At 38.7% G+C, this 25791-nt stretch carries 31 protein-coding genes and 1 pseudogene; 19 read left to right on the top strand and 13 right to left on the bottom strand.

The genetic code is table 11. From position 1 onward, the window contains the following. Nucleotides 1–171 precede the first annotated feature (171 nt). The 5 genes from ACIFPW_RS20100 (at nt 172) to ACIFPW_RS20080 (ending at nt 4002) form a co-directional block, all read left to right on the top strand. A complete protein-coding gene (locus ACIFPW_RS20100; protein ID WP_430246836.1) occupies nt 172–1044 on the top strand; it encodes a Cof-type HAD-IIB family hydrolase in 873 nt (290 codons plus the stop codon). A 132-nt stretch (nt 1045–1176) separates the two neighbouring features. Further along, entirely contained in the window at nt 1177–1428 is a 252-nt protein-coding gene (locus tag ACIFPW_RS20095; RefSeq protein WP_194220228.1) for a hypothetical protein, read from the top strand. 211 nt (nt 1429–1639) lie between these two features. After that, nucleotides 1640–2908: a M48 family metallopeptidase gene (locus tag ACIFPW_RS20090; protein WP_430246833.1), complete on the top strand. Its 1269-nt coding sequence runs from the start codon at nt 1640–1642 to the stop codon at nt 2906–2908. 131 nt (nt 2909–3039) lie between these two features. Continuing rightward, nucleotides 3040–3462: a YueI family protein gene (locus tag ACIFPW_RS20085; RefSeq protein ID WP_404683982.1), complete on the top strand. Its 423-nt coding sequence runs from the start codon at nt 3040–3042 to the stop codon at nt 3460–3462. A gap of 3 nt (nt 3463–3465) precedes the next feature. After that, the gene (locus ACIFPW_RS20080) at nt 3466–4002 is read left to right on the top strand and encodes a redoxin domain-containing protein (RefSeq protein WP_430246831.1); all 537 of its coding nucleotides are present in this window, start codon (nt 3466–3468) and stop codon (nt 4000–4002) included. A gap of 57 nt (nt 4003–4059) precedes the next feature. Here ACIFPW_RS20080 and ACIFPW_RS20075 read toward each other — a convergent pair whose 3' ends face one another. Together ACIFPW_RS20075 and ACIFPW_RS20070 are read right to left on the bottom strand one after the other, a co-directional pair. Next, a complete protein-coding gene (locus ACIFPW_RS20075; RefSeq protein WP_430246829.1) occupies nt 4060–4791 on the bottom strand; it encodes a DUF2254 domain-containing protein in 732 nt (243 codons plus the stop codon). A gap of 50 nt (nt 4792–4841) precedes the next feature. Further along, entirely contained in the window at nt 4842–5396 is a 555-nt protein-coding gene (locus ACIFPW_RS20070) for a DUF2254 family protein (protein ID WP_430246827.1), read from the bottom strand. A gap of 158 nt (nt 5397–5554) precedes the next feature. Between ACIFPW_RS20070 and ACIFPW_RS20065 the strand changes: the two genes are divergently transcribed. Further along, nucleotides 5555–5728: a hypothetical protein gene (locus ACIFPW_RS20065; protein ID WP_430246825.1), complete on the top strand. Its 174-nt coding sequence runs from the start codon at nt 5555–5557 to the stop codon at nt 5726–5728. A gap of 97 nt (nt 5729–5825) precedes the next feature. Here the strand turns inward: ACIFPW_RS20065 and ACIFPW_RS20060 are convergent, their stop codons facing one another. Next, complete coding sequence (locus ACIFPW_RS20060; RefSeq protein ID WP_430246823.1) at nt 5826–6047, bottom strand: hypothetical protein; 222 nt, start codon at nt 6045–6047, stop codon at nt 5826–5828. Further along, nucleotides 6047–6538, bottom strand: a pseudogene (locus ACIFPW_RS20055) (histidine phosphatase family protein); the annotation flags it as partial. The gene ACIFPW_RS20060 and the pseudogene ACIFPW_RS20055, both read right to left, overlap by 1 nt. 314 nt (nt 6539–6852) lie before the next feature. Here ACIFPW_RS20055 and ACIFPW_RS20050 point away from each other — a divergent pair. Beyond that, the gene (locus tag ACIFPW_RS20050; protein ID WP_430246821.1) at nt 6853–7413 is read left to right on the top strand and encodes a GNAT family N-acetyltransferase; all 561 of its coding nucleotides are present in this window, start codon (nt 6853–6855) and stop codon (nt 7411–7413) included. A gap of 63 nt (nt 7414–7476) precedes the next feature. Here ACIFPW_RS20050 and ACIFPW_RS20045 read toward each other — a convergent pair whose 3' ends face one another. From ACIFPW_RS20045 to ACIFPW_RS20035, 3 genes are read right to left on the bottom strand one after another with little or no spacing between them, the layout of a single operon-like run. Next, nucleotides 7477–7890 carry a phospholipase D-like domain-containing protein gene (locus ACIFPW_RS20045; RefSeq protein ID WP_430246921.1) on the bottom strand — a complete coding sequence of 138 codons (414 nt, stop codon included), beginning with the start codon at nt 7888–7890 and terminating at the stop codon, nt 7477–7479. Next, nucleotides 7850–8977, bottom strand: coding sequence for a phospholipase D-like domain-containing protein (locus ACIFPW_RS20040; RefSeq protein WP_430246819.1), 1128 nt, complete (start codon nt 8975–8977; stop codon nt 7850–7852). The genes ACIFPW_RS20045 and ACIFPW_RS20040 overlap by 41 nt, the downstream gene beginning before the upstream one ends. Before the next feature lie 51 nt (nt 8978–9028). Then, the gene (locus ACIFPW_RS20035; protein WP_283152996.1) at nt 9029–9436 is read right to left on the bottom strand and encodes a DUF948 domain-containing protein; all 408 of its coding nucleotides are present in this window, start codon (nt 9434–9436) and stop codon (nt 9029–9031) included. A gap of 217 nt (nt 9437–9653) precedes the next feature. Here ACIFPW_RS20035 and ACIFPW_RS20030 point away from each other — a divergent pair, with 217 nt between their 5' ends. The 4 genes from ACIFPW_RS20030 (at nt 9654) to ACIFPW_RS20015 (ending at nt 12208) form a co-directional block, all read left to right on the top strand. Beyond that, nucleotides 9654–10352 carry an AIM24 family protein gene (locus tag ACIFPW_RS20030; RefSeq protein WP_283152995.1) on the top strand — a complete coding sequence of 233 codons (699 nt, stop codon included), beginning with the start codon at nt 9654–9656 and terminating at the stop codon, nt 10350–10352. A 3-nt stretch (nt 10353–10355) separates the two neighbouring features. After that, a complete protein-coding gene (locus tag ACIFPW_RS20025; protein WP_430246816.1) occupies nt 10356–11126 on the top strand; it encodes a GNAT family N-acetyltransferase in 771 nt (256 codons plus the stop codon). 91 nt (nt 11127–11217) lie between these two features. Beyond that, nucleotides 11218–11658: a hypothetical protein gene (locus tag ACIFPW_RS20020; RefSeq protein WP_194220215.1), complete on the top strand. Its 441-nt coding sequence runs from the start codon at nt 11218–11220 to the stop codon at nt 11656–11658. A 169-nt stretch (nt 11659–11827) separates the two neighbouring features. Next, nucleotides 11828–12208, top strand: a complete 381-nt coding sequence (locus tag ACIFPW_RS20015) for a KGG domain-containing protein (RefSeq protein ID WP_430246814.1) — start codon at nt 11828–11830, stop codon at nt 12206–12208. A 107-nt stretch (nt 12209–12315) separates the two neighbouring features. On the opposite strand, the gene ACIFPW_RS20010 is transcribed toward ACIFPW_RS20015, so the two are convergent. The 3 genes from ACIFPW_RS20010 to ACIFPW_RS20000 all read right to left on the bottom strand — a co-directional run bounded on the left by ACIFPW_RS20010 (nt 12316) and on the right by ACIFPW_RS20000 (nt 13642). Beyond that, the gene (locus tag ACIFPW_RS20010; protein ID WP_194220213.1) at nt 12316–12513 is read right to left on the bottom strand and encodes a DUF2188 domain-containing protein; all 198 of its coding nucleotides are present in this window, start codon (nt 12511–12513) and stop codon (nt 12316–12318) included. A gap of 308 nt (nt 12514–12821) precedes the next feature. Continuing rightward, complete coding sequence (locus ACIFPW_RS20005; RefSeq protein ID WP_430246812.1) at nt 12822–13187, bottom strand: DUF4870 domain-containing protein; 366 nt, start codon at nt 13185–13187, stop codon at nt 12822–12824. Nucleotides 13188–13294: 107 nt separating this feature from the next. Then, nucleotides 13295–13642, bottom strand: coding sequence for a hypothetical protein (locus ACIFPW_RS20000; RefSeq protein ID WP_430246810.1), 348 nt, complete (start codon nt 13640–13642; stop codon nt 13295–13297). 115 nt (nt 13643–13757) lie between these two features. Here ACIFPW_RS20000 and mnmH point away from each other — a divergent pair, with 115 nt between their 5' ends. Beyond that, nucleotides 13758–14819, top strand: a complete 1062-nt coding sequence (gene mnmH / locus ACIFPW_RS19995) for a tRNA 2-selenouridine(34) synthase MnmH (protein ID WP_430246808.1) — start codon at nt 13758–13760, stop codon at nt 14817–14819. Here the strand turns inward: mnmH and ACIFPW_RS19990 are convergent. After that, on the bottom strand, nt 14782–15246 hold the full coding sequence (locus ACIFPW_RS19990; protein WP_194220209.1) for a hypothetical protein: 465 nt from the start codon (nt 15244–15246) through the stop codon (nt 14782–14784). The genes mnmH and ACIFPW_RS19990 overlap by 38 nt on opposite strands. Before the next feature lie 347 nt (nt 15247–15593). Here ACIFPW_RS19990 and ACIFPW_RS19985 point away from each other — a divergent pair, with 347 nt between their 5' ends. The 5 genes from ACIFPW_RS19985 to ACIFPW_RS19965 all read left to right on the top strand — a co-directional run bounded on the left by ACIFPW_RS19985 (nt 15594) and on the right by ACIFPW_RS19965 (nt 22808). After that, nucleotides 15594–17726, top strand: coding sequence for an AAA family ATPase (locus ACIFPW_RS19985; protein WP_430246806.1), 2133 nt, complete (start codon nt 15594–15596; stop codon nt 17724–17726). Nucleotides 17727–18084: 358 nt separating this feature from the next. Next, on the top strand, nt 18085–19353 hold the full coding sequence (locus tag ACIFPW_RS19980; RefSeq protein WP_430246804.1) for an ATP-grasp domain-containing protein: 1269 nt from the start codon (nt 18085–18087) through the stop codon (nt 19351–19353). A 32-nt stretch (nt 19354–19385) separates the two neighbouring features. Then, complete coding sequence (locus ACIFPW_RS19975; RefSeq protein ID WP_430246802.1) at nt 19386–21356, top strand: hypothetical protein; 1971 nt, start codon at nt 19386–19388, stop codon at nt 21354–21356. Between the two features lie 137 nt (nt 21357–21493). Beyond that, a complete protein-coding gene (locus ACIFPW_RS19970; RefSeq protein ID WP_303533015.1) occupies nt 21494–21790 on the top strand; it encodes a Dabb family protein in 297 nt (98 codons plus the stop codon). Between the two features lie 22 nt (nt 21791–21812). Then, nucleotides 21813–22808: a zinc-binding dehydrogenase gene (locus ACIFPW_RS19965; RefSeq protein WP_430246800.1), complete on the top strand. Its 996-nt coding sequence runs from the start codon at nt 21813–21815 to the stop codon at nt 22806–22808. A gap of 51 nt (nt 22809–22859) precedes the next feature. Here ACIFPW_RS19965 and ACIFPW_RS19960 read toward each other — a convergent pair whose 3' ends face one another. Beyond that, complete coding sequence (locus ACIFPW_RS19960) at nt 22860–23348, bottom strand: hypothetical protein (protein ID WP_198427146.1); 489 nt, start codon at nt 23346–23348, stop codon at nt 22860–22862. A 167-nt stretch (nt 23349–23515) separates the two neighbouring features. Here ACIFPW_RS19960 and ACIFPW_RS19955 point away from each other — a divergent pair, with 167 nt between their 5' ends. Then, nucleotides 23516–24184 carry a DUF1836 domain-containing protein gene (locus tag ACIFPW_RS19955; RefSeq protein WP_430246798.1) on the top strand — a complete coding sequence of 223 codons (669 nt, stop codon included), beginning with the start codon at nt 23516–23518 and terminating at the stop codon, nt 24182–24184. 64 nt (nt 24185–24248) lie between these two features. Here the strand turns inward: ACIFPW_RS19955 and ACIFPW_RS19950 are convergent, their stop codons facing one another. Further along, nucleotides 24249–24650, bottom strand: a complete 402-nt coding sequence (locus tag ACIFPW_RS19950; protein WP_430246796.1) for a BsuPI-related putative proteinase inhibitor — start codon at nt 24648–24650, stop codon at nt 24249–24251. Between the two features lie 237 nt (nt 24651–24887). On the opposite strand from ACIFPW_RS19950, the gene ACIFPW_RS19945 reads away from it, so the two are divergent. Continuing rightward, nucleotides 24888–25514, top strand: a complete 627-nt coding sequence (locus ACIFPW_RS19945) for an NUDIX hydrolase (protein ID WP_430246794.1) — start codon at nt 24888–24890, stop codon at nt 25512–25514. The last annotated feature ends 277 nt before the right edge of the window (nt 25515–25791 follow it).

The raw sequence follows: 25791 nt of genomic DNA, 5'->3' as shown, positions 1-25791 counted from the left end.
TTTATTTGTTTAGAGCTATATTCGATTTTCGGTTCATTCGATCGTTCGTCACAGGGGTTAAATGAGCCAAATATCAACATCGTTTATTTTTTTATACAAGCATTACGTTTGCTATACTATTTAAGAAGTTTGAAAGAAGGATTGGACCAAATAGAAAAGGATGTTGCCCTAATGAGATGTATCTCAATTGATATGGATGGAACACTTTTAACGAATGAACAAACAGTCAGCTTTGAGAATGTTAATGCGATTAGAGAGGCACAGAGTCAGGGGATAACAGTTGTTCTTAACACTGGTCGGGCCTATGATGGTGCGATGAAGCCACTTGAAGGAAGTGGATTGGAAGTTCCTGTTATTTGCTATAACGGCGCAGAGATTCGCTCTGTTGAAGGAGAGATCTTGCACGCCATTTACCTTGATCGTCAACAAGTCCAATCGATTAAACAAATACTTGATAGTGAAGAGATTTATTATCAGCTATTTACAAATAAAGGTGTTTTCACGCACGATTATGAAGGAACGATTGATTTAATCATGGATATGATGAAGAGTTCGAATCCCGCCTTAACTCCAGAAGAATTGAAGATTGGAGCAAAGCGTCAGTTCGAAAGCTTATCACTTAAAGCCATTAATGATTTTGATGAACTACTAGAAGATGAAAGCCTACATGTGTATAAATTCCTTAGTTTCTGTTTTGATGAAAGTCGATTAGGGCGAGCGGCATCTGCAGCTGAAAATGTACAAAAAACTGTGGTTACTTCTTCAGGTAAAGAAAACTTGGAAATTAATCATGAAGATGCTCAGAAGGGACTTGCGCTTGAAACATTTGTAGCGCAAATGGAGCTGGATATGAAGCAAACCGCCGCAATTGGCGATAACTATAATGACGTTTCGATGTTCAATAAAGCCTTCTATCCTATTGCAATGGGAAATGCGGACGAGCAAATAAAAAAACAGGCTTTATTTGTTACAAAAACCAATGAGCATGATGGCGTTGCTCATGCCATATATAAATTAATGGACGAAGATTTACTGTCTAATTAACCTTGTGAAAGATGTTTGATTTTTTTCACAACGGGAACCCTCTTTACAGGAAGGGATTCCCAGTTTTATTGGAGGTTTTCCGGGCCTTGTTTCTGCAGTCTTTGAATTACTCTGCTAAAGGAGCTGGAAAAAATGACATTAAAGCCAACCGAAATTGAAGAAAAAGCAACGTGTCGAATGTGTGAGACTGAGTATACGTGGTTTATTCCAATTGCAAAAGAACATGTATCTATGGAAGAACGGGTTGAGGCAACTGGAATTACGACGAAAAGTAGTCAGGCGCCAATTGTTGAACTGCAAGTTCTTGCAGAGTGTCCCGTTTGTGGGATTCTCAATCGATTTGATCACAGCTATGATAGAACGAACGCGTACGCGGAAAGTTAATAAAAGATTTAGAAAGCCGACAGGTCACTCTGTCGGCTTTCTATATGGAAAGAGTGAAAGAAAGATTTGGTTAGGCTTGAAAGAGAATGGCATGTTTTGTAGAAACTACATAGAAGAGTAGTTAGTATTCGCAATCGTTAAGGGGAAAGGTTCTAAAAAGTTGTTTTGCTCGTACTATTGATAATGAGATCGTATCGGGAGGAGAATGAAGATGAAGAAACGCATAACCTGGCTCATTCTGGGATTCTCCATTTACGCCCTGATCCTGGGACTCTATTTATTTAATTGGGCGGACTTCGGGGTACCTGAAGCATACAAGGGAACAGCGGCAGATCCAGCAACATTTATGACAGACAGGCAGTTAGAATTATCGGAGGAATATTCACGCTACAGAAGCTTTCTCTCGTTTATTGCGATTCCATATGAGTGGCTCATCTATCTTGGCGTTCTCTGGTTTGGATTATCAAAGCTCTTTAAACAATTCGGTGAAGGTATTTCAAAGAAACGGATAGTCGTTGTTCCGTTGTATATCATTTTATTAACGGCTTTTACATGGTTACTAACATTTCCACTGCACTATTGGGCGAGGTCTTTATCCGTTAAATATGGGATTAACACGCAATCCTTTTCGGGTTGGATGAAGGATGAAATGATCTCATTCTGGATTGATATTTTGCTTACCTCCCTTATTATCGGTGTCCTTTATGCACTAATGAATCGTTTTAAGAAAAAGTGGTGGCTCATTGCGTGGGGATTAATGGTTCCGTACCTTGCTTTTATGATGTATATTCAGCCGGTCGTAATTGATCCTTTATACAACGACTTTACATCATTAACAGACAAAGAATTAGAAGAAGAAATACTCAGTATGGCTGATAAGGCTCATATTCCTGCAGACCGTGTTTTTGAAGTGAATATGTCAGAAAAAACGAATGCAATGAATGCTTATGTATCTGGTATTGGCGACAATTTACGAATTGTTCTTTGGGACACGACCTTAAATAAGCTTGATGATGACGAAGTGCTTTTTATTATGGCACACGAAATGGGTCATTATGTTATGGATCATCTATATGGAAATTTAGTTGGCGCTCTAGCAACGAGTTTTATAGGGTTATACCTGGCATATCGGCTTCTCGGGAAGATGATTCGAAAATGGGGCGACTCATGGGGGATTCACTCAGAATCAGATCTTGCATCTTTACCAGCATTATTGCTTCTTTTCTCGATCATGTCTTTTATTGCGAGTCCGGTAGAACTTGCGGTTTCTCGGCATGCTGAGATGGAGGCAGATGAATATGCCATTGAAATGACCAGTGATGTGGATGCAGCGATTGGTTCCTTTCAAACGCTGACGGTTAATAGTTTAAATGAAGTAAATCCGCCTTTCATTGTGAAATATTTTAAATATGGTCATCCAACGATGATGGAACGGTTGATTATGTTGAATGACTATGAAGAAGATGCCCCCACGGAATGATGGGGCATCTTTTTGCATTGAATCATCTTTAGTTTGAGAGGGAATCCTGTTTCAAGATACATGCCTTCATTTTTAACAGAACCTTCACTTTAAGAATGAGTGGAGATAGTATAGGATGAAGGTAGAAGTCAATGAAACAAAGCAATTTACATGATGAGGTGGCAAACGTGAACGAAGATATTAAGAGAGTACTTGATGCTGGAATCTATGGTGCGCCAGAATTAAAACCGGCAGAAAAAGCGTTGTTCTTATCAACTTTTAGAGAGCGTGTATATGTTGCTCTTACAAAAAGGCAGGTTGCACAAAACAACGTATATCAAGAAGTGATTAATGAAATGAAGCGTATTCGGAATGGTATTCTATATTTAAATGGGGATTTATCTTACTCTATGCTTTCAAAATATATTAAAGAAGCGAGCAAAGCTTCCCTATCATTCACGATTGTGAATGATAAAGAAACAGATACTCCACTTGGACTTGTCCTAGCCTCAAAGCAGGATGCGATTGAACGAGAAGAGATCTTTGTTCGTGATGATCGCTTTTCGTTGGACTAGAGTATGAATAAAAAAGATCGAATGAAAATGATTAAGAAGTTTGTGCTAATCGTTCTCGCGATTGCTCTTCTATGGGGGATTTATAATACAGTTATCGCCGATCGAAGTGTAGGAACGGAAGTTGGCGATAAGGCAGCAGATTTTAACTTAGAAACCCTAGATGGAGAAGAAGTGAGTCTTTCAGATTATGAAGGGGAACCCGTTTTTCTTAATTTCTGGGCGACATGGTGTCCACCCTGTGAAGAAGAAATGCCGGATATCCAAAAATTTGCTGATGTTCATGGTGAGGAAGTAACAGTTCTATCCGTTAATTTCACTAAATACGAGCCAAAGAAAGAAGCGATTCCAAAATTTGTTGAATCACATGAGCTTCGCTTCCCAGTTCTTATGGATCGAGAAGGTAACGTAGGTGAGAATCTCTACCAGGTTATTTCTATGCCAACTTCGTTTATGATTGATGAAGAAGGAATTATTCGTGAGAAACGAGTGGGGCCTCTTACGCTGAAAGATATGGAAACATGGCTTGATCAAGTAAAATAATAGCAAAAAACGGTCTCTCTGGTGAGACCGTTTTTCTTATGGAGATTTCTAACGGGGCTATTCATGTGAGATCGGATGAAAAGCATCTTGAAAACCAGTTGCGTTCGCGAGTCGTTCAAGCTTTTCATTTATATAGCGATGATCGAACTTATCGAGCACTTTTGGATCAAAACCTCTAATTACAAACTGACCAAACTCCCATATAGTTTCGTGCGTATCATGTTTATTTCCGTCTGCTGCTAATTCTAAAGAATGAAGAATCGAGCCAAGAACGGATACATCCTCTTTGGCATAATGCCTAATTTGATAGAAACTTTTATAGAGGTACGTATCATACGTAATAGGTTTTGTGATCACCCGTAAGTTTTTCTTTTCATCATGATACAGGGGGTGTGGGATGTGTTTTTGGCCAAGACGTGATAAAACTCTCCCAAGACGGTTGATGCAATTAATGGCTGTATTGGGATCATTAATCCCAGGTGAGATCGCTCTTAATGCAATTTCAACTAATTTTTGGATGCCATATTCTATGTCTTGATCAGTTGTTCGTTCTGTTCCAAGAGATAACGTATTAAGAAGGATATGAGAATCAGGAGAAGAATCCATTGATGCCCAATAAGAAAAAATCACCGTACCTTCATCAATATATTCTCCGATATCTCTCTCGAGGCGAATGATAAAATCTTTGTTTGTAGCAACCGAAATCAAATCAGGTAAATCAATATTTTGTAGGTACCCTGATTTAGTGGATCGAATGGCAATAGGTTTTTTCATCTTAATTTCATCCAATTCCCAAGAATCCCATGAGGCGATATCACCATGATTGGCTTCTTCAAAATCTAAAAAGTACGGTCGATTGTTGTTAACGTATTAGTAGTGATATGTTGTATCAAATTGCCAACGAGAATCCAATTCGATACGTGATGGATAAAGAAAACGAAATAGGCGACACAGACAATGGCATAGATCACAGCGAAAACAGGTGCAAGATAGACAACATCTTCTTGACTGCTTTGTTCAATTAGGAGAAGAAGAATAATAAAGTAAATAATTCCTCCAACAAAAATTCCAAGCACTCTTTTCGTAATACGATCGGTAATGAAATTCTGCAATGTTCGTGGTGAGAAGTTCGATAAATACGTTGTTAAGACAACCATAATCGTCGAAAACGTAATGGTAGTCATTGTTAACATGGAAGATACGAGCGTGCTTAAAATAGTGACGCTTGTTTCATAGGAAGCAAAGAAAAAATAAGGAAGAACCATCGCGCTACCTTGGATGATCGTTCGGTCTATAATGAGCGTGATAATAGCTGCGAGAAAAGCGCCAACACCATAAAAAGTTGGAATAAACCAGAAGCTTGATCGGATTCGCTTGAATTTATTGTGCTCCATACCCCTTTTCCTCCAAAAAAGAATGATTTTGGATAGTATGTGAAGAAGGGGCAGTGTTTCATGCATTATCATTCTAAACGTGATAAAAGTAAAATAGGTAATTAGGCATTATTTAATTAGGGTATAGTCATAGAAAGGATACTAAGGAGGAAAAGCAGATGAAGATTGATCGGACGGGCATCGTTGAAAATTTCTCCGAAAAGAGATATGAGTACTGGGTAGTTGAGAATAAAGAAGTGAAGGTAATGGCTTCATGGATTAGCTGGAGCCTTCCTCAAGAACAAATAAATAAATGGATGGAAGAGATGCAGCTATCAGGTACCTCTTCTTGAACGAATGACTCACACTGATGAGAATAGTGACTCGTTAGTTAATGCGGTCTAGAAACCTCCTCTTAGGGGAGGCATCTTTTTATGTTTTTTGATAACTTCACTCAGTTTTCTTAGAAGAAGGATCATCCACCTTTTCTAGTGATTTCTCTTTCTCCATTTTTTTCTTAACAACTTCTTTTGGTTCCCAACAGTTAAACTGGTAGGTAGGCTTCGTTTCAAAGCCGAGTCTTGCGCATCGATAGCTTGTTGTTTCTGCTTTCACCACTTCAAAATGAATGCAAGTAGCGCAACAGTGGAAACGAGAATAGAGTTGAGACATTACAATGGTTCCCCCGATAACTTAACGTTTTGAATGGATTCGATCGTATTATTATGAAAAGTAAGGCAGAAGACGTCTGGATTCCGAAGTTTCTTCCATGTGTTGAACTGATAATCTGTATTAAAATGATGCAGTATTAAGGTTAATAAATTCCCATGTGTCATGACAAGACAATATTCTTTCGTATAGAGAAGGGCGTCATTTAAAACCGCAATACTCCTAGAAATGGCTTGCTGGCTTGATTCTCCGCCTTCAATGGTGTAAGACAGATCCACAAATGTTTGCTCAAGTTCTTCTAACCAGTTTTCAATAGGAACAGCAGATAACTTTCTCTCTTCTAGCCGATCATCAATAGTAATTGGTTTATCTAATTGAAGAGCGAGTGGCTCAATCGATTGAAGGGCACGTCTAAAAGGTGAACTATATAATTTATCAAATGGAATATGTCCAAGAGATTGTGCTAATTGAGTCGCTTGATTGCGTCCTTCTGCCGTTAAGGAAGCAGTAGATTCTTATCCTGAGGCGCTACAATGTCTGACCAAGTATATTTTTTTCTTCAATGTGATCACTCCTAGAATCGTTTGAGCGTGCTTATAATCTATTTTACCATTCAGGTAGAGTGAAGAAAATTATTCATAGAATATTGAAACTTTTAATAGCGCTTATTCGTTATAAGATAGACCCCTTTTTTAAGAGATGTTTTACCCCTTGTTTGCTTAAAGAATGCCAGCCATTCTTTAAGCATTTTTTTATATGAAGTGTTATTGGGTGTAAATAATTCAAATGAGATATAGGAGTGGATGGCATGGAGATGGAGAGTTTTCCAGAACTAACTACAAATCGATTAAGATTAAGAGAATTAAGAGAAGATGATGCTCCTGTGTTATTGTCGATATTTTCGAATCCTCACACGATGAAATATTACGGAAGTGAGCAAATGAGCGGTCTTGAAGAAGTAGAAGGAATGTTAATGAGCTTTAAGAAAGGGTTTGAGCAACGGCAGGCGATGCGATTTGGAATAGAGGTTAGAGAGAGGGGAGAATTGATTGGTACTTGTGGCTTTCATAATTGGGCCAAGCGAGTCAATCGCATTGAAATAGGATATGAATTAAAACAAACTGAAGAAGGAAAGGGGTATATGACGGAAGCTTTATCAGCCATCATTCCCTTTGCCTTTCAGCAGTTAGATATGAATCGTATTGGTGCATTGATTCATCCAAACAATGCATCTTCGAGGAAACTTATAACCAAACTGGAATTCCAACAAGAAGGACTATTGCGTGATTATGTTCTCGCTGGTGGAGAGTATATGAATCTAATCATGTATTCTTTATTAAAAAGTGAATGGGAATCTTCTCGTCCATAATATCTGATTAAAATCATGCAGCTTCATAGTAATCAAATACCTCACGTTGATAGTACCTTCTCGTTATAATACCGGTGAAAACAGTCGGGCGAAAGATTCTTTTGTGCGGTGCTTAAGTCCACGCTTACTATAAGAGTCTTTTGTCACGCTTACTGAATCATTCAAATCATTTTGATAAGCTGCTACAAGGTCATGAACCGTTTTGGATTGAAAAAGAAACATATTTACTTCGAAATTTAAATTCAATGAACGCATATCCATATTTGCTGTGCCGATTGTGGCCAGATCATCATCAACAATCATAATTTTTTGATGGAGAAATCCTTTTCGATACATATAAATTTCTACCCCATAATCAAGAAGCTCTGAGAAGTAGGATCTTGTTCCGTATTGGGTAAGAAAGCCGTCACTTACTTCAGGAACAATGAGTCTCACTTCAATACCTCTCATAGAAGCCATGGCTAGAGCGGTACGGATGGCTTTGTTTGGAACAAAGTAAGGAGTAGCAATCCAAACTCTTTTTTTTTGCAGAAGTTATCAAACTGAAATATAGATCGGACATAGCTCCTCGTTTTGTATCTGGCCCACTAGCCACAAGCTGAGAACCACCATCACCTTCGACATCATATGTTTCGAGGTACTTGCCATTTAGGAGTTCCTCACCACACATATAGGACCAATCCATTAAGAAAACGCCATGGAGGGCAGAAAGCACCTCTCCTTTAACAAGTAGGTGAGAATCACGCCAGAACCCCATTTGATTCATATCTCCAGCATACTCGTCACCGATATTTAAGCCACCTACAAAACCGACTTTACCATCAATGACAATGATCTTACGATGATTTCGAAAATTTATGGTTTGATTGACGAATCCATATTTAATTGGGAGAAATTGCTGTACACTTGCACCAGCTTCCCTTAGGGCTGTTTTAGAAGCTCTTGAAAGGTTATGGCTTCCGATTGAATCATAAAGAACCCTTACCTCCACACCTTCTTTGGCTTTATTAACGAGTAGGTCAATGATCGAGAGTCCGAGTTCATCCGAACGAAACGTATAATATTCCATATGTATGTACGTTTCAGCTTTTTGAATTTCATTTTTAATCGCCGTAAACGTCTCTCTACCGTTTAGCAAGAGGTCCGTTGTGGATCTCATACTAATAGGACTTGCAACCATCGTGGCAATAAGGTTTGAGAAATTTTGGTTTCGCTCACTTAGGTCATGCCATTTTTCAGAAGCTGGAAAGTTTACGTACTTCTTGAAAAATTCAAGGCCGTTCGTACGTTTCTCTTTAAATAAATGTCCCTTTACTTCTAGTTGACCAGAAAATAAAAAGAAAACATAACCTACAATGGGAAAGAAGATTAATACGTATATCCATAAAAGCGATTTGTATGGAGATCTACCTTCTAGTAAAAGTACGAATAAAATAGAAACTAGAATGGCTACATAAAGAATACCTGCAGCCCATTTCCATGATGGTGATAGTGATGTGAACAAGATGATCGAAAGTGAAGTTGTCATTAGAAGAAAGAAAATGATTTGTCTTGCTTGTTTCATAATATAGCCCACCTCATTTGAATTTGACCAAAAAAAGTAAGGGCATAGCCCTTACTCCGCATGTTTTGATTTCCGTTTTAGACGATATCTTCCCCATAAGTCAACAAGTTGATCACCAATTTCAGTTAACTGTGAATCTCTAGCTTCACGCTGCGGATTTGGCGTGTTTTTAATTGATGAAACAAGGTTTTTAAAGGGTTCAGGTGTGCCTTTAGCAACTTGAATTACGCCTTGAACGGTTTCTTTTTTCGATTGGATGCCTTCAGAAATGGTTGTAGTGGTCGCTGTTAATTGATTTGTTTCCTCAGTGATTTTATCTACTTTTTCTTGAAACCTCGCTGCGGTCTCAGATAAATCATTTAAAGATTTTTTGGTTTCTTTGAAATTTTGAAGGGCTATGTATCCCAGGTAAATAAGTGAAAGAACTACGATTGCAATACTAATGTAAACGATAACCATATGATAACCTCCTACTCGCGATTATAGTTAATGTTACCTTACCCTTAACATGATATGTGCAAACAATTTGATGAAAAAGAGATGAGTATAAGCAGAATTTACTTATTAAATACAAAAAAATGAGTAGTAAGAGTTCGAATTTTACTGAAAATTACGTAGAAAATTGAAACGTATTGCAGTAGCTATTCGTAATAGTTAATTAGAAGGAGAGATGAAAATGAATCGATACTCAATAGAAGAATTTATTCAGTCAACAGAACAAAAAGATAAAGGAGAAGGATTTTTCGAGTTAGAAACGCCAAGAATGTTAGAAGTTAATCTCGCTGGGCGTGTGTGGGCGAAATCTGGCGCTATGATTACTTACAACGGTCAGATTAAATTCGAGAGGGAAGGAATTCTTGAACACGGCCTCGGAAAGATGTTTAAAAAAGCCCTTACAGGTGAGGGAGCTTCGTTAATGAAAGCTGAGGGGAATGGAAAGTTATATCTGGCGGATTCTGGGAAGAAGATTTCCATCCTACATTTGCAACATGGTGAATCAATTAGCGTAAATGGAAACGATCTACTCGCATTTGAAGATGGCATCCAGTGGGATATCAAAATGATGAAACGGATTACTGGAATGATGGCAGGTGGATTATTTAATGTCACTTGTCAGGGTCCGGGAATGGTTGCCATTACAAGCCACTATGAACCACTAACAATTCGAGTAACTCCGGGAAAACCAGTCATTACAGATCCTAATGCAACGGTTGCCTGGTCAGGTCAATTGCAGCCGAATTTTCAAACAGATGTGTCGCTGAAGTCCTTCTTTGGAAGAGGCAGTGGTGAATCGGTTCAAATGAGATTTGAAGGAGAAGGGTTTGTTGTCGTTCAACCATTTGAAGAAGTATATATGCAAAATAATCAGGGGTAACGTATGGTTTTCTCATTGAATGAACATGAAAAACAGCTAGGTGTCAAATTACTTGATGGAAGACCTTACTACCTTTCAATCGAAGGTGTAGATAAACTCAAGCATAGTCCTGAATTTGATTTGTTACTTGATCGGTTGAATGTTGCTCTAGAATCAAAAGAGGTTCTTCACTGTACGGTAACGGTAGAAGCATCCTCCGAATTAAAAATACAGGTGCTAGAAAATAATTTTTTTGCTTTAAAGTCTGAGTCCATCGACTATTATAAAAGTTTTCAAATGGAAAAAATGCATTTTAATCACAATAGTAGTATTACTTATAAGCTAGTTGATGAGAGGGATATCAAACTCTTTCTTGAATTGTGGCAAGCATGTTCAGAGGGAACACTTAATGCTCCTTCCGCTCACCCTATCGAAATGCAGTATGAAGCGATGAAGCAAGAAATAGGTGAGCAGTACAAATCTAGCTGCTACTCTGTTTATTGGAATAAATACCTCTTAGGCGTAGTTATTCCAATTATCGAACCGGGCACGGAAGAAGAAGGTAGACTATTTTACATGGGTGTATTGCCCCAGCAGCGTGGAAAAGGATTCGGAAAGCTATTACATCAGCTAGGTTTGTTTCTTTTGCAAGAAAAAGGCGCCACTTATTATATAGGTAGTACAGGTATAGAAAACAAACCAATGCAGCAAATATTTCAATATAATGACTGTCATCCAGTTTTTCATGCAGTTACGTATACAAAAGCGAGTTCAGAAGTGCGAAACTTATCATAATATGCTGAAGGAAGTAAAATATTCCTATTGAAATTAATAGAATTTTCATTATAATCATACAAAAGGGTTCTTTACGAAGGAGAGTGCATGTATGATTCGTTTTGAAAAAGGCAACCTTCTTAAAAGTGACTGTACTGTAATTGCACATCAATGCGACTGTTTTAATGCAATGGATGTTGGCATTGCGAAATCAGTAAAAGAAACGTACCCTGAAGCCGCTAAAGCCGATGAAGACTTTCCGTTTTCTCCGAAGAAGAAGTTAGGTAAATGCTCGTTTGCTTTAAGTCGAGATAATAAGCGTATTATTGCTAATCTGTATGGACAGTATAAGCCAGCTGGACTTCAAACCAATTATCCCGCCTGGTTGAAATCATTTGAACATATGATAAAGGAACTGAAACCGTTCGAGGAAAAAGGGTTTAAAATCAAAATCGGCTGTGGCATTGATAAAGACGATTTGATCAATGTCAAAAAGTCTCTTGAGAAACTTTCTAAGAAATATGAGAAACCAATCCATGTTTACTATTCTTAATTTAAACGCTCCCAATGTTGGGAGCGTTTTTTGTCGGATAAGAACTAGTATTAGTAAGATAGAATCAAAAATGTAAAAAGAAACCATTTTCCCGTTTATCAATTGAGTAAGGTGGAATACAACAAGTGTAGCGCAAGATGTAAAAAAATTACTAGAGGAGGTTTTTTAAATGGCTAACAATAGTAATGACAAAATGAGCAGAGAAGAAGCAGGACGTAAAGGTGGCAAAAAAACATCAAGAGAACATAACAAAGAGTTTTATCAGGATACTGGAGAAAAAGGTGGAGAAAAAACAGCAAAAGAGCATGATCAAGAGTTCTATCAAGAGATAGGAGAAAAGGGCGGTAATAAAACGGCTCAAGAGCATGATAAAGAATTCTTCGAGGAAATTGGAGAAAAGGGTGGTAAGAAAACCGCTCGAGAACACGATAAAGAGTTTTATCAAGAAATTGGAGAAAAAGGTGGAAACCAAACATCCAAAAATCAAGATAAAGAATTCTATGAGGAAATTGGGAAAAAGGGTGGAAAAAAGAGCGGCGGAAACAAATAGAAACAGTAAAGAGCGAAGGGATTTCCCTTCGTTCTTTTTAATGAAATCCTATTTGAAATAAAAATAAAGAAGCCCTCCGTAAGCTACGGAGGGCTTCTTTATGTAGATTAAAATGAGCGTTCTTCTTCAACTTCATGCTGTTCATTTAAAATCAATAGGCGACTTGGAGAATCTCCTTTAGCCATTTCCTCTGCTTTTTCAATAGCTGTTGAGCGCATATCGTAGAGGTCAGTTGGAGCGACGTCCTCAATTTTAACATACCAACCTGTTACATCTTTATTTGGTGCTACTGTAAATTCCTTCATGAATAAATCCTCCTTTAAGCTGTGTATAAGGAACAATTCCCATCATATGTAGTGATGAAACCTGCTTTTAAGAGAATTAAAAAAACCAGCGCATTGACGCTGGTTTTACTGTGGACGTGAAATTATGTAGAAACCAATAACAAAAGCAATAGGAACGATCCAAACCATAAAGGCAAGTGCCCATACAGTAAAACGGTTCCATTCTTTTTCCTTAACAGCCAAGAGCAGACCCTCCACATCATAAGTTTAGTTTCATTATAACATGGACATACCTAAATTATGTGTAAACGCTTGAAATTCTTGAAAATTCAAGATACAAATCGAATGGTTAAGGGGTAGCGATATAAAGTGCCCTGATTCGACTTGACCGATGCAATCACAATAAAGATAAGGTGCATGACAAGTAGAATAGGGAGAAGGATAAGCCCTATAAGGACTAGACTTAAGATCCCAGCAATGACTAGATAGAGTGTCATGCTTATTTGGAAGTTAATGGATTCTTTTCCTTGCTCATCGATAAACGGTTCATCTTCTCTTTTAATTGACCAGAGGATGATTGGACCAATAATATGTCCCAGAGGAATTAAATAACCACTCAATGCAGAGAGATGAACATACATAGCCCATTGTCTTATTGTTTGATCAGGAACCGTTGTTACGTCTTTATTATCCATCTCAATACCTCCCTATATAGCTCATCTATGATCAGCATATTACTCATTATTTTAAGATATGCCTTTAATAAAGTAGGCAATAAAAAAAGGAACCACCTTTGGTTCCTTTAATTGGAATTGTAGTTGATGTGATAAGACGCGCGTTCTGTAAGTACGATCAGCTCGTCTGAATGCTTTTTAACATTGTTTATATCTTCTAAAGGAATTTCAAAAGTGGAGTGTGGAAGAGGGGCTGTAGCTTCGTCTGAAATGACTTTGCCCTCGCCTTTAAGTTGAAGGAGTGTCGAAGCCGTGTAATCATCGACGGTCTCCCCTCTGTGTTGAAATACAAAATCTTCGAGTTTCATGATGGTTTTATCGAGATCGTCTTGTTCTTTTTTCTCAATGATAAGATGTCCGCCTACCCATTCAGTAAGCGTGTTACGAACTTCTGTTAGCATAGTTGACGCATTCATTTTATCACCTCACTATCAAATTTCCCCATTTATACATTGGATAAACAGTACAAATGAACTTGGCAAAGAGATGATGATATACTTGTGCTATGTAAATATATAAAGGATGAATGTCATGAAAACAATAACAATCGATGAAGTTTTGGAAAGCAAGATGCTCTTATTGGATGTTCGTACACCGGCAGAATATGAAAAGTTTCATATCCCAGGTGCTGTGAACCTACCTATTTTCTCTAATGAAGAAAGAGAAATTGTCGGAACAACATATAAGAAAAAAGGAACTGAAGCAGCGAAGGAATTAGGGATTTCTCTTGTTTCGCCCTTACTTCCTGAGTTTTATAAACGAGCGAAGGAAATAACAAAAGGTAAAGAATTTGCTATTTACTGCTGGCGAGGCGGAATGAGAAGTAAAAGTTTGACAGTTATTTTTGACATGATGGGACTGCCATGCCGACAGCTAGAAGGAGGTATTCGTTCCTACAGACAAAAAGTGACGGCTGGTTTAGAATACTTAGCGAATCAGACGACACCCTATCTTGTTTTGGAAGGACTAACCGGTACATCTAAAACTGAAATACTGAATGATTTAGAAGAGAAGGGCTATCCTGTTCTTGATCTTGAGGGACTTGCAGCTCATCGAGGTTCTGTATTTGGAAGAGTTGATTTGCCTGAAAGAAGTCAAAAAGAATTTGAAGCCATGCTATACCATAGACTAGGAGAAATTGGAGAAACGTCTTATTACATCATTGAATCTGAAAGTAAGCGACTTGGAAATATTATCATTCCAGAGTTTATTTTAGAAGGCAAACAAAAAGGGACGCGTATACAAGTCCACGCCCCGCTTTCTTATCGAATTCGTACGATCTTAAATACGTATCATCCTGAACATCATCACGAAGAAATCACAGGAGCTATTAACAAAATTGAGAAGCGATTTTCGAATGAAGATAAAGAAGTAATTGCCGATGCTCTTGCTGAGAATGACTATGCCTTGATTGTTGAACGGCTCCTGATTTATTATTATGATCCTCGTTATGAATACAAAGCATATGAGAACGAAGGTAACATTATTAACCTAACGTATGATTCACTTGAGGAAGGAACTAAACTTGTCCAGAATGGAGTAGATCGCTTCGAGATTAAGCTTCGATCAGAAGGCGAGAAAGTTTCGCTTTAATGGATTTTCTTTCTTCAGGAAGCTGTTCATTGTTATACCGTTCAATAAGGTCATCAATGCGTTTAAAATACAAGTGACTTACCCATGCGACATAGCTTCTGTAAACGGGCGACTTTAGAAAATGAATCAACATATTGTCGTCGGGGCCAAAGTAGTATGTTTTATCATCAAAGAAGGTAGAAAAGCGTCTGAAGGATAATTTGGTGAATGAGTTGTCCAATTCAAATCGAAATTTGTTGAGGGCATCCGGAATTAAACGAATTGTGAACACATCATCATTATCAAACATTTCCTTAGGCGTGGGTAAGATTAAATATGGATATTCCCGATCATCAAGGGCAATGAAGAAATCCTCAGGCGTCTCGTGACAGCTAGGCACTCGTTTGACGGTTGTTTCAACAATCAATTGATAGACTGAATCATTCATAAGATATCCTCCCTTTGTAATCTATCATCATTGTTACCGTACTAGTAAACTTGTATACCCCTTTGTCGAAAAGTAGTTATTACAATCTATTATCCAACCTCTGAAAAAATTCCTCTATTTCAAATATTACAAATTTTTTAAGAACCATATATGAATGATATTTTCCTGAGTCGTTAATCAGTTAGAAAAAAATAAAATTTGGATGAGCAAAAGACTTGAAAGTCAAAGATAGTCAAATTATAATATGGTTACAAGGTCAAAGATAGTCAAAGTCAAAGCGAGTATCTTTCACCTTTTATCTTAATTTCATAAAATGTACGTTATATATATTATAAGGAGGCCATCATATGCTTTGTGATCATTGTCAACAAAATCAAGCATCGGTTCAACTTAATGTCCAGATGAATCAGAATAAGAAACAAGTACACCTTTGTAGTACGTGTTACGCAAAAGTGATGAATGGTCAAACTGCATCATCACCAAAAGGTCAAATGGATGAGTTCTTTCAATCCTTTATGAACCAATCAGGTCAACATGGATTTAACGCACAACAGGAGGGGCAACAAACCGAGTTTGGAAATGGAAAAGGTGGCTTACTTGATGACTTGGGACGAAATCTTTCTGACGCCGCAAAAGCTGGATTAATTGATCCGGTTATCGGGAGAGAGAATGAAGTATCAAGAGTGATTGAGACGTTAAACCGCCGAAATAAAAACAACCCTGTCTTGATTGGGGAAGCTGGTGTTGGGAAGACAGCCATAGCGGAAGGTCTTGCTCTTCGGATAACAGAGGGCAATGTCCCTTCTAAGCTAAAAAACAAAGAAATTTATTTACTTGATGTAGCTTCACTCGTTTCAAACACAGGTGTTCGTGGTCAATTTGAAGAGCGGATGAAACAGTTAATTTCTGAGCTTCAAAGTAGAAAGAATGTTATTTTGTTCGTGGATGAACTACATCAAATCGTTGGAGCTGGATCTGCTGAAGGCTCAATGGATGCAGGTAACATTTTGAAACCAGCGTTAGCTAGAGGTGAACTTCAGTTAATTGGGGCAACCACTCTCAAAGAGTATCGCCAGATTGAGAAAGACGCAGCGCTTGAGCGTCGCTTCCAACCAGTTATGGTTAATGAGCCAACGGTAGATGAAGCCATTGAAATATTGAAAGGTTTGCAGTCTAAGTATGAAGACTATCATGAAGTCAAGTACACAGATGAAGCCATTAAAGCATGTGTAACATTGTCTAATCGTTTCATTCAAGACCGCTTCTTGCCAGATAAAGCGATCGATTTAATGGATGAAGCTGGGGCGAAATTGAACTTAACGTTTGCAGAGTCTAGCCACGATGAAATTCAGCAACGTCTAACAGAAATAGCTGCTGAAAAAAATAAAGCAGCCGAAGCAGAAGATTATGAGCGTGCTGCCAAGTTAAGAACTGAAGAATTACAGCTTGAGGAGCAGCTTGAGCAATCGCTGAAAAATAAATCAAGTGTGAATCATTTAGTGTCTCTTGAAGAGATTCAACACATTATAGAAGGAAAAACAGGTATTCCAGTACGGAAACTTCGCGAAGATGAACAAACGAAAATGAAAAATCTTGCGGATCGACTTAATGCGAAAGTAATTGGTCAGGAAGATGCCGTAAATAGAGTCGCTAAAGCGATTCGCAGAAGTCGTGCCGGATTGAAACGTCAAAACCGCCCAATAGGTTCCTTCTTATTCGTTGGACCAACAGGAGTCGGTAAAACAGAGCTATCCCGATCACTTGCAGAAGAAATGTTTGGTGATCGTGAAGCCATGATCCGTCTTGATATGAGTGAGTATATGGAGAAACACTCTGTATCTAAGTTAATCGGCTCGCCTCCTGGTTATGTTGGTCATGAAGAAGCTGGGCAATTAACCGAGCGAGTAAGACGTAAGCCATATAGCATCATATTAATTGATGAAGTTGAAAAAGCTCATCCTGATGTTCAAAATATGTTCTTACAAATTCTTGATGATGGACGTTTAACTGATAGTCAAGGTAGAACTGTTAGCTTTAAAGATACGGTTATTATTATGACAAGTAATGCTGGAACATCAGAGCGCAGAATTACAGTTGGTTTTGAATCAGCTGAAAGCTACACGGATGTGATGGAGAGTCTTGGTGGTTACTTTAGACCCGAGTTCTTGAATCGATTTGATGGAATTATTCCATTTAAATCACTCGAACAATCCAGCCTCGTTACAATCGTTGATTTAATGATTGAAGATTTGGATGAGAGTCTCGAGGAACAGAATATTTCTCTTACAATTAGCGATGAAGCGAAAGAGAAGTTAGCTTCACTTGGCTATAATCCGCAGTTTGGTGCGCGACCACTTCGCAGAGTGATCGAAGAACATGTTGAAGATGGTATTGCCGATATACTAGTGGATGAGGGAGACCTTCAGTCAGTTACAGTTGAAGTTGTAGAAGATAAACTCGTCGTATCAAAAGAAAAATAAGTCACATTCTTGAAAGTCGTTCCAATGGAGCGGCTTTCTTTTTTATTAGCTATAGTAGCTTATATTGTTGATATCTCGATTTTTGGCTCATTCGCGAGTGAATTCAAAAAAGAAAAGAAAAAACTTTGTTTCTATGGATTTTTTTGTTACTTTTTTACAAAAAGAGGGAAGGTATAATTATGGTATCCTGACTGTACTTTTTCTATAGCGTTGTCGAATGGTAAAGTATTGTGACTTGTTTTGTATTTATAGGTCGAAAAGTCAGAATATTAGTTAAAATTAGTCTTCAAATCTGCTACGTTAGATAAGGAAGGTCAGGAAAGACTTCTCTACTATTTCATAAAGGAGCGAGAACAAAATGGAACTGGATCAACTAGAAATGAACCAGACGTTACAAGAAAGTCAGCCAGAAGGAAAGACAATTCCATATTTAACAGCATTGATTGGATGGAGTCTTCCCACAATTGAGGCCTGTGACAAGTTGAATCGGCCTTTTGTAGTGGTTGGTCCTCCTGATTTTAAGGATTATGCCGAGAAGCATGACATCACTTTCGTAGGTTGGGAGTTTGATAGATTGAATGAAGGATCAGACAAACTCTATAAGCAACTTAAAGCTTTAGGCGCAGAGGTTGCTGTCCCCCTTTATGAAGAGTGTGTGGAATGGGCAGGAGCTCTGAATTCTCGCTTTAGAGAAGAGCCTAGATTATTTAACCGTTCTCTATTGTTAAGAGATAAAGGAATGATGAAACGAAAGGCACAGATGGCTGGTATTAAAGTAGGTGTTTTCGAAGAAGCAAGAGACAAGGAAGATGTAAAGCGCTTTCTTAAAAGGGTCAACGATGCTCTTTTGAAAGTGGATGGAGATAAATACGAGCCGATTCATTGTAAGCCTTTAGATAAGGCTGGTTCAGTAGGACATCGAGCCATCGATGATCCTGCAGATATTGATGCATTAACAGATAGTGATTTTCCTTTATTAATGGAAAGTCATTTGGATGGGCAGGAATTCTCATGTGAGGTTTTTGTACATGATGGGAAAATTCAATTTCTTAATATAACAGAATACGTAAAACTTGGGTACTCAAACTTTGTTCCACCTTCTCCTTCTCTTGAAGAGAAGCGTCCCGTTATCCGGAAAGCGATTGAACAATTAATCGAAGCGTTCGAAGTGGAGAACGGCGTGATTCATCCTGAGTATTTCATTATGCCTGATGGCACACTTCACTTCGGAGAAGTAGCTGCTAGAGTACCAGGTGGCCATATTTTTGATCTAATTGAACGCGCTTACGGTTTTAGTGCTTATGAAGCTCAAATTCTATGTAGTGATCCAAATACGACTGAAGAAGAGTTAAGAAAGTTCTTTCCTGGCGAAGATGAAGCTATGGGATATGCGGGTTGTTTAATGGTACATCCACATGTGAATTACATTGAGGAATTAAATATTCCTGAAGAGCTTGAGGAACATCAATTCTTTGAGAAGCATGATATGTTTACTCCTCCGCAGGGGAAAGTAGCTGAGCGGGTCGGTTTCGGTAATCATTATGGGACCATTTTCTTCTTCAGAGATGACAGTGCGGAGATGACGCGGTTACTTGTAGACTACGAAAAATATGATTTCTATCTGTAGATAATTATTTTTACCATAAAGGAGAATTTAGCATGCCATCTGAAGTAACAGAAGGAAAGATTGCAAGGTTTTCCAGATCACTCACTCGTCTTGAAGAAGCACCATCCTATGCGAAATCTCGCTATCAGACAGACGTTTTTCAGGAAGCGAATCGGCTTTTGGAAACCGATGAAGGTCTTGAGTTTCTATATCAATACGCTCAACGTTTTGATGAAGCGGGCGTATTCCAGGATGGTCCATGGGAAGATCCCTCAAAGCTCCAGCCGCCTCTTGTTGCAGGATCGCTTCAAGCAAAGGGTCTTCCTTACGTGATCGAAATGCTTAGCGATCTGCGTATGCTTGCGATTGCGGAAGGAAAGGGAAGTCATCCAAAGGTCTCTCAAGAAATGGCGATGGACTTTTTAAATGAAGTTATGGCGTTAAATCTAGATATCCTTTTCCCAAATGCTTCAGAAGCGTCCCGAATCGAGGAGAAGGAGAATACGATTGAAACACAGAGGCTGTTTCAATTTATATCACAGTATCTCTCTTCAAGTGCTTTATCAGAAACACTGATCTATGAGATTGAACGTTTAACAGCTCAACGACCAATTACGGTTAAAAGAACAGTGTCCATGATTAAAATGGCTAAGGAAATGTTGAGGTCAGAAACCAGTGAAGAGCAGCGGTCTACTCTTGAAGGATACGTGGCTTCGATTGAAGGCCCTTCTGAATTAAGTCACACTTATCAGTTGCCGAATGAATACCGTAAACAACTGATGGGACTATCAACAGAAGAGCTTCGAAGAGAAAGTGAGTTACTCGGTCTTTCTATGAGAAAAACCGGTCTTTGTTCTCCACACCATAGTGTGCTTGCTCGCTTCTTAAGTCGAAAATCACCTCACCTTCTACCTGTATTACTTCAATTAACTGGGAAGGGGAAGGCGAATCTTGAAGAACATGGGGAGCTTATTTATCAGCTCATTAAAGTTGCGCTTTTTCCGTCTACTTGCCAATCCGTCTATGGATTAGCATTGTTATTAGAGAGAGGGGTGCTTTCGGCTTCTCCAGTTATGCCTGGATTAAGACGTATGATTGAGCTAGATATACGTCCAGAAGTTCGAAGCGCATTATTCAATACAGTTGGAGAAGGTGAAGGGTTAACGGCTAATAGCATTTTGCTTGCAGGTGTCATTAGCGTCCTTGGACAGCCGCTCGGTGTTGGTCAAGGACTTAATCCAACATGTCAAGCGGCGAGAGGAATAAGCCTATGGGCTCAGCATGCTCCTGGCTATCTACTTGAGATTATTCCAAGAGCTGCAAGAGATGGTGACATTGATATGGTGTTTGAAGGTGTTCAAATTCATTCGAAAGATCTTCAAGGTGGTCTCGCTCCTGATCTTCACCCAGAGCTTGACCCGGTGTCGCTTGTACTCGTTCCACATCTCGATCGAATATACAGTGAGATGATGAGCAGAGTAGCGCTAAGAGGAGAAGATGGACATCGCTGGGTCAACCCTGCTTTTTATGGAAATTGGGTTCAAAAAGGCTTTAGTACCGTTATCGAGCCGATTACTGGCAGCGTAACAGACTATCCTGGTTTCGTCAGATTGTTTTATGCGACGCATCATCCTGAATACAACGATGAATACGAATTAATTTATCCGAATCCAGTTGGGATCTTCATTACGAATGTTCATGGAAAAATGCTTGGGTTCCATGCTGTTTCCATCCAAAGAATTGCAAAGAGTCCTGATGGAGAGTATCGTGTTTATTTTTATAATCCTAATAATGATGGTTCCCAGAATTGGGGTCAGGGAATTGAATCCACTGTTATGGGAAAAGGGGAGCTTTCAGGAGAAAGCTCGCTACCATTTGAAGAATTTACATCGCGTTTATATGCGTTTCATTATAATCCTTATGAACAAGGAGATGCGTATGCGGTTGAAGCCGAGCACATCTCAATTGTGAAATCACTCGCAATAGATAGCTGGGGACACGAGTATACCTGGCTAAGTAAATAAGAGGTTATAAATAACGGTTTTTGGGGAAATATATAAGCAGAGGTGCCAGGGATATCATTTGTTTCCTGGCGCTTTTTTTGATTAACTTAACTTGTCATATTGAATTGACAGGCTTGATATAAGAAGGAGGAAATAGAGTGATTGAACACGTTGTTTTATTTAAATTCAGTGAAGAAACGACCATGGATCAGAAAGAAGAGGGCATGAGAAGATTAATTCAAGTTAAGGAGAAAATTCCTGGAATTATTGATATTCAAGCAGGAAATAACTTCACTGATCGTAGTCAGGGCTTCGAAAGTGCTCTAACGGTTCGGTTTGAATCAAAAGAAGCGCTAGAAGCATACGGTCCACACCCGGCGCACCAAGAAGTAGTCGCATACTTGAAAGAAGTTGGAATGAGAGATGTCCTTGCACTAGATTTCGAATGTCTATAAATTTGGAAAGGAGCTTTTACATATGAAAGGATTTGTTCACGGCAATGAAGCAGGTCATAAAGGGCTATCGCTTAAAGATCATATTGTCGAGTCGGAGCCTCGCAAAGGTGAAGTGAAGATTAAACTAAAGGCAGCGGGGTTAAATCACAGAGATCTATTTATACCAGATCGTCACGATCCGAAAGATCCAGACGTTATTCTTGGTTCAGACGGTGCTGGTGTTGTTGTTGCAGTTGGTGAAGGCGTTGATGAGATTCATGAAGGTGATGAAGTGATCATTAACTCCGGTCTTGGTTGGGAAAAGAATTCTCCTGTTCCTCCAGCTGGATTTCAAATTGTAGGCTTTCCGGGTGATGGTACATTTGCTGAAACGATCGTTGTTCCAGCTGAAAATGCTGTGAAAAAGCCAGAAAACCTTACCTTTGAAGAAGCATCTGTCATAGGTTTGGCCGGATTAACGGCGTATCGTTCATTATTTACAAGAGGGCAACTTCGAAGAGGACAAACTGTTTTTATTCCTGGAATTGGTGGAGGCGTAGCAACGTTCTTGCTTAAGTTTGCGAAAGCGGCTGGTGCGAGAGTGATTGTTAGTTCCAGAAGTGAATCTAAGCGAAAGGCCGCTCTTCGACTTGGTGCAGATCGAGCTCTTGCCGATGAAGAGGATTGGACTGAAGCAGCTGAGGATGAAAACGTTGATTTGGTTATTGAAAGTGTTGGTGCAGCTACGTTCAATCGATCTCTCGGAGTACTGAAAAAGGGTGGAACCATTGTTATTTTCGGCTCTTCAACAGGGGATACAATTGAATTTGACTTGCGCTCATTTTTTTACGGCCAATATAACTTGCTTGGCTCAACGATGGGAAGCGCTGAGGAATTTCTAGAGATGGTATCTTTCGTAAATGAACATTCTATCAAGCCAATTATGGATGAAGTCTATTCTTTTGACGATATTCAAAAGGCTTTTGCTCATTTGAGTGATAGTTCCCAATTTGGGAAAATTTCATTAAGTATGGAGTAGTGTTTTTGAATTATTCATAGAAAAAAGGAAGCCGTTTGGCTTCCTTTTTTCTTAATAGTAATATGGCGGATAGCCGTAGGGGTAATAGGGGCGATAGAAAGGAACGAGACTAAGAGCTGCAATTCCAGCTAAAGGAAAGAAAAAGCGCCCGAATCTGCGATAGCGATAGCGGCCATATTGTCTATCCGTATCTTGACCTTCGCTTTCTTCTACTTCTTGAGGGATCATCATACCCATGTGCTCATCATCTGAGTCCATAATAATTCCTTCATACTCCATCCCATCCTGCATTCTTACTTTAGCATGATAGGTGTTATACCTTTTGCATAACTGTTTCATATCACCCATAAGCTGTTTTTCTTCTCCAAACATTGCCCCTTGAACGGCGTTGTTTTGCATATTCGGCCCCTGCATGGCCCCTTGCACTGCCTGGTGAGGCATTTGATTACCCTGCATGGCTCCTTGAACTGCCTGATTCGGAGAATGTCCCTGCATCGCACCTTGAACGTTCTGATTCATTTGGTTCCCGTACATGTTCATAAGCGATTCCTCCTTTACACAACACAGGATATTCACCTAGATATGAATCAGTTACTAACACAAGTGCAATTTTGAGCCCAAATATCTCATTTATGTGTGCCCTTCTTGAAATTTCCATAAAGAAACTATACGATAAGTTCAAATGACCTTAAATGTAGAGGTGGAAGATGAGAGACTTTTATTTAACTAGAACTGAAATGGGAAATTTTCTTCAGACGATTCGCGCAGAGGAAAAGCCAGATGAAATTTTATTGAGAGCGATGAAAAGGTCCGGAAAAGGAAGAACAGAAATACCAGCTATTTTTGATAAGTTATTGAAAGTGACTGAAGGTGCTTTCGGCTTATCTATTAATGAAATTGTAACGCTTGGTAATCAGCTAGAGTATGCAAGTTTCCGATCCACTGCTGTTCAAAATTGGGTGAAAAGAGATATTAAAGAGTGGATTGGTCCACCACAATTAGGTAAGAAATACGCAATAGAACAAGCGGCAATTTTATTTATTGTAGAAGACTTGAAGAATACGCACGATTTCGAAAGCATCCGCCTTCTATTGAAATTTGCTTTTAATAACCCGGCGGATCGAAATGATGACTTAATCGATCCATTAACCTTTTATACTGCGTACTCGCAGCTTTTTGAAGTGATTCATACGAAAATAAAACCTTCAAAGGAAGAGTTTAAAAAGAAGTCAATTGAGTTGTCTAATGTTTTCCATGAAGTAACGGAAAATCAAAAAAAAGATATTGAGAAACTACTTATTTCTGCCGCACTCTCTGTTCAAGCTGCTTACTATCAAACGTTATCGAAGCAATACCTTGATGATGTTTGGAAATAAGAACTGATGAATGAGGAAGAAAGAACGAGCTGGAACCTCATAAAAGGCGCCAGCTCATTTTGTTTTAATCGATTGTAAAATCAATGGATTGTTTGAACTGGCCTTCTCCATCTGTTGCTAGCCAAACTTCTAGTGTATAGGATCCTGGTGTAAGTTCATCTACAATAATGGAGTACTCGAGTGATTCAGCTTGTTTTAATGTAACGTTCTCTTCTTCTTTCAAAAAGCTTTTGGTAGCGGAATAGGTTTTAATTACTTCTCCTTGCTCATTCGAAAGTGTATAGTCATACTTTTGACTACTTGGAAAGTGGATAGATTGGACTCTCTCTGTTTGGTTTTGAATACGATATAAGAAAGTTGCCGCTCCGCTTTCCGTTGTTTCAAGCTGCAGGGTAGGTTCAAGAGATCCAGCTACTATGCCAGAAGAACCAGATACTTGCTCACTTGTATTGTTGTTTGTATTCATAGTTGCGTTCTCCTCTCCACATCCGGTCAAAGTAAGGAGTACCATTGTTCCTATCATCACATATTTAAGCATCCCATCACTCCTTTGTTTATTAGACGAGGTGACATCCTAGAAAGTTACAATTCAAAGGAATGAACTTAAAACCTTATTTCAATCTTCAAAGACAAAGTGGAGGATATACCGTTATAAATGCCATATAATAGAGTGAGATAAGTTCTACAGAAGGAGTTCGATAGAATGAAGCCATCGTTAGTAGATATTCAAGCTAGGATAAATGGCAGAAGTGCAGAAGTCCTTGGAAATGAGCGCTTTTATAAATTTGCCGTTCTCTTGCCTTTAATAGAACGGAATGGAGAGCTACATGTATTATTTGAAGTTCGAGCACGGTCGTTAAGAAGACAGCCGGGAGAGGTTTGTTTTCCGGGTGGTAAAGTAGATCAGCACGACAAAAACCCGAAAAATGCAGCAGTAAGAGAAACTTGTGAAGAGCTCGGTGTTTTAGAAAGAGAAGTTACTGTAATGGGGGAACTTGATTTCCTAGTTACATCATTCCAATCTATCGTATACCCGTTTGCGGGGATGATCCAATCAGACTCTGAATTATCACCTAATCCAGATGAAGTAGAGGAAGTGTTTACAGTTCCTTTATCTCATTTTAAGAATCACCCACCAGAGCGACATGATATACGTGTACATGTACAGCCAGATGAAGGATTCCCGTTTCATCTTATTCCGAATGGTGAAGAATATAATTGGTCATCCTCAAGTATGCCGGAGTTCTTTTACTATTATCGTGACTATGTCATCTGGGGGATGACGGCAAGAATACTGTATCATTTCATTCAATTGGTGAATGAAGAATAAGAGAAGAAGCGTTTTTCCATTAAAGGACTATTGTCAATTGAAGCAAATATAGGTAAACTAGAAAAGGTCGATTTATGTCGGTTTTTTCTAGTTTTTTTGTGATTTCCTTTTTCGGAATGTTGAAACTTTGATGAGTTTACTAGGTTATATATTTATTAGGTAACTTAACTTATTTACTATAGGTGATAAGTTTAAATTAAAAACGACAAAAACCTACAGATCGACGCGAAAGAATTTAGTTGGATTATAATAAGTGCAATACATAGAGAGAATGCCA

Source organism: Pseudalkalibacillus sp. NRS-1564 (assembly GCF_050467905.1).
Lineage (GTDB): Bacteria > Bacillota > Bacilli > Bacillales > Guptibacillaceae > Guptibacillus > Guptibacillus hwajinpoensis_B.
This window is presented reverse-complemented; position numbering and strand designations above follow the sequence as displayed.

What these genes read in the sequence shown, in the direction of transcription:
- ACIFPW_RS20070 (WP_430246827.1), bottom strand. Translation starts at nt 5,396, where the DNA reads ATGGAGCACAATAAATTCAAGCGAATCCGATCAAGCTTCTGGTTTATT.
- ACIFPW_RS20090 (WP_430246833.1), top strand. Translation starts at nt 1,640, where the DNA reads ATGAAGAAACGCATAACCTGGCTCATTCTGGGATTCTCCATTTACGCC.
- ACIFPW_RS20020 (WP_194220215.1), top strand. Translation starts at nt 11,218, where the DNA reads ATGATTCGTTTTGAAAAAGGCAACCTTCTTAAAAGTGACTGTACTGTA.
- ACIFPW_RS20080 (WP_430246831.1), top strand. Translation starts at nt 3,466, where the DNA reads ATGAATAAAAAAGATCGAATGAAAATGATTAAGAAGTTTGTGCTAATC.
- ACIFPW_RS20015 (WP_430246814.1), top strand. Translation starts at nt 11,828, where the DNA reads ATGGCTAACAATAGTAATGACAAAATGAGCAGAGAAGAAGCAGGACGT.
- ACIFPW_RS20025 (WP_430246816.1), top strand. Translation starts at nt 10,356, where the DNA reads ATGGTTTTCTCATTGAATGAACATGAAAAACAGCTAGGTGTCAAATTA.
- ACIFPW_RS19985 (WP_430246806.1), top strand. Translation starts at nt 15,594, where the DNA reads ATGCTTTGTGATCATTGTCAACAAAATCAAGCATCGGTTCAACTTAAT.
- ACIFPW_RS20035 (WP_283152996.1), bottom strand. Translation starts at nt 9,436, where the DNA reads ATGGTTATCGTTTACATTAGTATTGCAATCGTAGTTCTTTCACTTATT.
- ACIFPW_RS19990 (WP_194220209.1), bottom strand. Translation starts at nt 15,246, where the DNA reads ATGAATGATTCAGTCTATCAATTGATTGTTGAAACAACCGTCAAACGA.
- ACIFPW_RS20005 (WP_430246812.1), bottom strand. Translation starts at nt 13,187, where the DNA reads ATGGATAATAAAGACGTAACAACGGTTCCTGATCAAACAATAAGACAA.
- ACIFPW_RS19945 (WP_430246794.1), top strand. Translation starts at nt 24,888, where the DNA reads ATGAAGCCATCGTTAGTAGATATTCAAGCTAGGATAAATGGCAGAAGT.
- mnmH (WP_430246808.1), top strand. Translation starts at nt 13,758, where the DNA reads ATGAAAACAATAACAATCGATGAAGTTTTGGAAAGCAAGATGCTCTTA.
- ACIFPW_RS19955 (WP_430246798.1), top strand. Translation starts at nt 23,516, where the DNA reads ATGAGAGACTTTTATTTAACTAGAACTGAAATGGGAAATTTTCTTCAG.
- ACIFPW_RS20000 (WP_430246810.1), bottom strand. Translation starts at nt 13,642, where the DNA reads ATGAATGCGTCAACTATGCTAACAGAAGTTCGTAACACGCTTACTGAA.
- ACIFPW_RS20085 (WP_404683982.1), top strand. Translation starts at nt 3,040, where the DNA reads ATGAAACAAAGCAATTTACATGATGAGGTGGCAAACGTGAACGAAGAT.
- ACIFPW_RS20050 (WP_430246821.1), top strand. Translation starts at nt 6,853, where the DNA reads ATGGAGATGGAGAGTTTTCCAGAACTAACTACAAATCGATTAAGATTA.
- ACIFPW_RS20095 (WP_194220228.1), top strand. Translation starts at nt 1,177, where the DNA reads ATGACATTAAAGCCAACCGAAATTGAAGAAAAAGCAACGTGTCGAATG.
- ACIFPW_RS20030 (WP_283152995.1), top strand. Translation starts at nt 9,654, where the DNA reads ATGAATCGATACTCAATAGAAGAATTTATTCAGTCAACAGAACAAAAA.
- ACIFPW_RS20040 (WP_430246819.1), bottom strand. Translation starts at nt 8,977, where the DNA reads ATGAAACAAGCAAGACAAATCATTTTCTTTCTTCTAATGACAACTTCA.
- ACIFPW_RS19975 (WP_430246802.1), top strand. Translation starts at nt 19,386, where the DNA reads ATGCCATCTGAAGTAACAGAAGGAAAGATTGCAAGGTTTTCCAGATCA.
- ACIFPW_RS19950 (WP_430246796.1), bottom strand. Translation starts at nt 24,650, where the DNA reads ATGAATACAAACAACAATACAAGTGAGCAAGTATCTGGTTCTTCTGGC.
- ACIFPW_RS19960 (WP_198427146.1), bottom strand. Translation starts at nt 23,348, where the DNA reads ATGAACATGTACGGGAACCAAATGAATCAGAACGTTCAAGGTGCGATG.
- ACIFPW_RS20065 (WP_430246825.1), top strand. Translation starts at nt 5,555, where the DNA reads ATGAAGATTGATCGGACGGGCATCGTTGAAAATTTCTCCGAAAAGAGA.
- ACIFPW_RS19965 (WP_430246800.1), top strand. Translation starts at nt 21,813, where the DNA reads ATGAAAGGATTTGTTCACGGCAATGAAGCAGGTCATAAAGGGCTATCG.
- ACIFPW_RS20010 (WP_194220213.1), bottom strand. Translation starts at nt 12,513, where the DNA reads ATGAAGGAATTTACAGTAGCACCAAATAAAGATGTAACAGGTTGGTAT.
- ACIFPW_RS19980 (WP_430246804.1), top strand. Translation starts at nt 18,085, where the DNA reads ATGGAACTGGATCAACTAGAAATGAACCAGACGTTACAAGAAAGTCAG.
- ACIFPW_RS20060 (WP_430246823.1), bottom strand. Translation starts at nt 6,047, where the DNA reads ATGTCTCAACTCTATTCTCGTTTCCACTGTTGCGCTACTTGCATTCAT.
- ACIFPW_RS20100 (WP_430246836.1), top strand. Translation starts at nt 172, where the DNA reads ATGAGATGTATCTCAATTGATATGGATGGAACACTTTTAACGAATGAA.